This is a genomic window from Dietzia sp. E1 (genome assembly GCF_014145015.1).
Lineage (GTDB): Bacteria > Actinomycetota > Actinomycetes > Mycobacteriales > Mycobacteriaceae > Dietzia > Dietzia cinnamea_A.
Genome location: NZ_JAALDU010000239.1, coordinates 1 through 3,043, shown reverse-complemented (window position 1 = coordinate 3,043; position 3,043 = coordinate 1). Strand labels below are relative to the sequence as shown.

Here is a 3,043-nt window from a genome sequence, read left to right as displayed (position 1 = left end):
GCGAAGGGTCTCCTTCTCGAGCAGCTCGCCCGCGACCGCGTCGAGGATGTCGCGGTTGGTCTCCAGCACCTGCCACGCCTCGGTGTGGGCGGCGTCGATGATCCGGCGGACCTCGTCGTCGATGATCTTGGCGACCTCGGGTGAGTACTCCCCCGCCGCGGAGCCACCGCGGCCGAGGAACGGGTCCCCGCCCTCGCCGCCGTATTTCACGGCGCCGAGCTTGGCGCTCATGCCGTACTCGGCGACCATCGTGCGGGCGATGCGGGTGGCCTGCTCGATGTCCGAACTGGCCCCGGACGTGGGCTCGCCGAAGATGTACTCCTCGGCGGCGCGACCGCCCATCGCCATGACGATCCTCGCGATCATGTCGGCGCGCGTCATCAACGACTTGTCGTCCTCGGGGACCACGAGGGCGTGACCGCCGGTGCGGCCGCGGGCGAGGATGGTGACCTTGTGGACGGGCTCGAGGTCCTCCATCGCCCACGCGGCCAGGGCGTGTCCCGACTCGTGGTAGGCGGTGACCTTCTTCTCGTGCTCGCTGATCACCCGGTGCTTGCGGCGCGGACCGCCCACCACGCGGTCCGTGGCCTCCTCGAGGATCTCGATGTCGATCTCGTCGCGGCCCAGACGCGCCGCCAGCAGGGCGCCCTCGTTGAGCACGTTGGCCAGGTCCGCACCCGACATCCCGATGGTGCGCCGGGCAAGCGACGTCATGTCGACGTCCGCCGCCAGCGGCTTGCCGACCGAGTGGACGGCGAGGATCGCCTCACGGCCCTTGAGATCCGGATTGGTCACCGGGACCTGACGGTCGAACCGGCCCGGGCGCAGCAGTGCCGGGTCCAGGACGTCGGGCCGGTTGGTGGCGGCGATGAGGATGACGGTCGAGCGGTCGTCGAACCCGTCCATCTCCACGAGGAGCTGGTTGAGGGTCTGCTCGCGCTCGTCGTGACCGCCGCCGGTGCCCGACCCGCGGTGCCGGCCCACGGCGTCGATCTCGTCGACGAACACGATGCAGGGCGCGTTCTGCTTGGCCTTCTCGAACAGGTCCCGCACACGCGAGGCGCCGACGCCGACGAACATCTCGACGAAGTCCGAACCGGAGATGGAGTAGAACGGCACCCCGGCCTCGCCCGCCACGGCGCGCGCGAGGAGGGTCTTACCGGTGCCGGGCGGACCGTACAGCAGGACGCCGCGCGGGATCTTGGCGCCGAGGCGCTCGTACCGCGCGGGGTTCTGCAGGAAGTCCTTGATCTCGTTGAGCTCCTCGACCGCCTCGTCCTCGCCCGCGACGTCCGCGAACGTGGTCTGGGGCATGTCCTTGGTGAACTCGACGGCGCGCGACTTGCCCACCCCGAACAGTCCGCCCTTGCCGCCCTGCATCCGGGACATGAAGAAGAACAGCAGCCCGAACAGGATGAGCATGGGCAGCAGGAACGACAGCATCTGCGACAGGAAGCCCTGCTGGGTGACCGCCGTGTCGTACTTCTCCGGCTCCGCAGCGGCCACCCGGTCGAAGATCTGATCCGCGGCCCGCTCGGGGTACTTGGCGAGGAGCTGGTCGGTCTCCTCCGCACCCTCCTCGGGTGTGATCGGGTTCTCGAGAGTGAGGCGCAGCTGCTGCTCCCGGTCCTCGATCAGCGCTTCCCTGACGTTACCCGCGTCGACCTGCGCCAACGCCACCGAGGTGTCGACCTCGGCGAAACCGCGGTCGTCGTTCGCGAAGAACGAGAACCCGACGATGGCCAGGATGATCACGCCCGCGATCGCGACGTTGCGGAAGACGGTGTTGCTCTTGCGTTCCATTCGGTCCTCGTGTGGAAGGACGGCCCAGCCGGTCGGAGGGCCCGGTCGTGCACCCGACGTCGTCGGTATCGCCCCAGGCTACCCGCCGGCACCGACACCCCACCCCGATGATCGCCACGGGCGCACACCCCCGCCGTCGTACGATCGGGGCCGTGACCACCGATCCCTCGTCCGCGACCGCGACCGCGGAGGCCGTGCGCACCGGCGCCACCGGCGCGCTGGAGACCCTCGACGCCGCCTTCGACCGCGTGGACGACCTGAACCCGTCGCTGCGTGCCTTCACCACCCTGCTGCGGGCGGACGGCCGGGCGGCCGGCGCCGCCGTCGACGCTCGGACACGGGAGGCCCGCGCGCGACTCCCGCTGGCGGGGGTCCCGCTGGCGATCAAGAGCACGGTCACCCTCGACAGCCCCGTGGTGGCTCCCCTGCTGGCGGCCGGCGCCGTCCCGGTGGGCGTCACCGCCGCCCCGCAGCTGTGCGCGTGGGGGATGACGGATTCCGACGCCCACGGCATCACCCGCAACCCCCGGGACACGTCACTGTCCGCCGGGGGGTCCTCGGGTGGTTCGGCCGCGGCCGTGGCCTCCGGCATGGTGCCACTCGCGGTGGGCGACGACGGGATGGGCTCGCTGCGCATCCCCGCCGCGGCCTGCGGGATCGTCACCATCAAGCCCGGGCCCGGGGTAGTGCCCACGCGCCTGTCCGGGGACAACTGGGGCGGCCTGGCCGAATCCGGTCCGCTGGCCCGGACGGTCGGCGACGTCGCTCTCGCCCTGTCTGTCATGTCGGGCCGCCCGGAGCTGGCCCGCACCGGACCCGTGCCCCGCGGGACCCGCGTCGGGCTGTCCGTTGCCAGCCCGATACGGCTGGGCCGTGATCTCGTGCGCGTTCACGCACCCTGGGTTCGCGCGGCGCGGGAGGCCGCCTCACTACTGCGCGCCGAGAACCTCGTCGTCGTCGACACCTCCCTGCCGTCCCCGCGCGACCCGGTCCTCTACCTGGCGCGGTGGACCTCCGCCGTGGCGCGCGCCGCCGAGGAGGAGAACCTCCCCCTCTCGGCGATGGAGCGTCGCACCCGCCACCACGCCCTGCTCGGCCGAACCGTGTTCCGACGCGGCGGCGCCGGCGACGGTGACACCCGCTGGAACCGCGGCGTCCGGGCGCTCCGCGCGGACGTCGAGCGCGCCATGGACAGCGCCGGGGTCGACGTGTGGCTGACCCCGGCGCTGGCCGACGTCCC

The 3,043-nt window shown here is 72.0% G+C and carries 2 protein-coding genes; one reads left to right on the top strand and one right to left on the bottom strand.

The annotated features are described in order from the left end of the window. The coding region (ftsH, locus tag G6030_RS08835; RefSeq protein WP_182642879.1) for an ATP-dependent zinc metalloprotease FtsH at positions 1-1,803 on the bottom strand (1,803 nt) is incomplete at its 3' end. Between the two features lie 152 nt (positions 1,804-1,955). Here ftsH and G6030_RS08830 point away from each other — a divergent pair. Then, a partial coding sequence (locus G6030_RS08830) for an amidase (RefSeq protein WP_347238617.1) occupies positions 1,956-3,043 on the top strand: 1,088 nt, incomplete at its 3' end.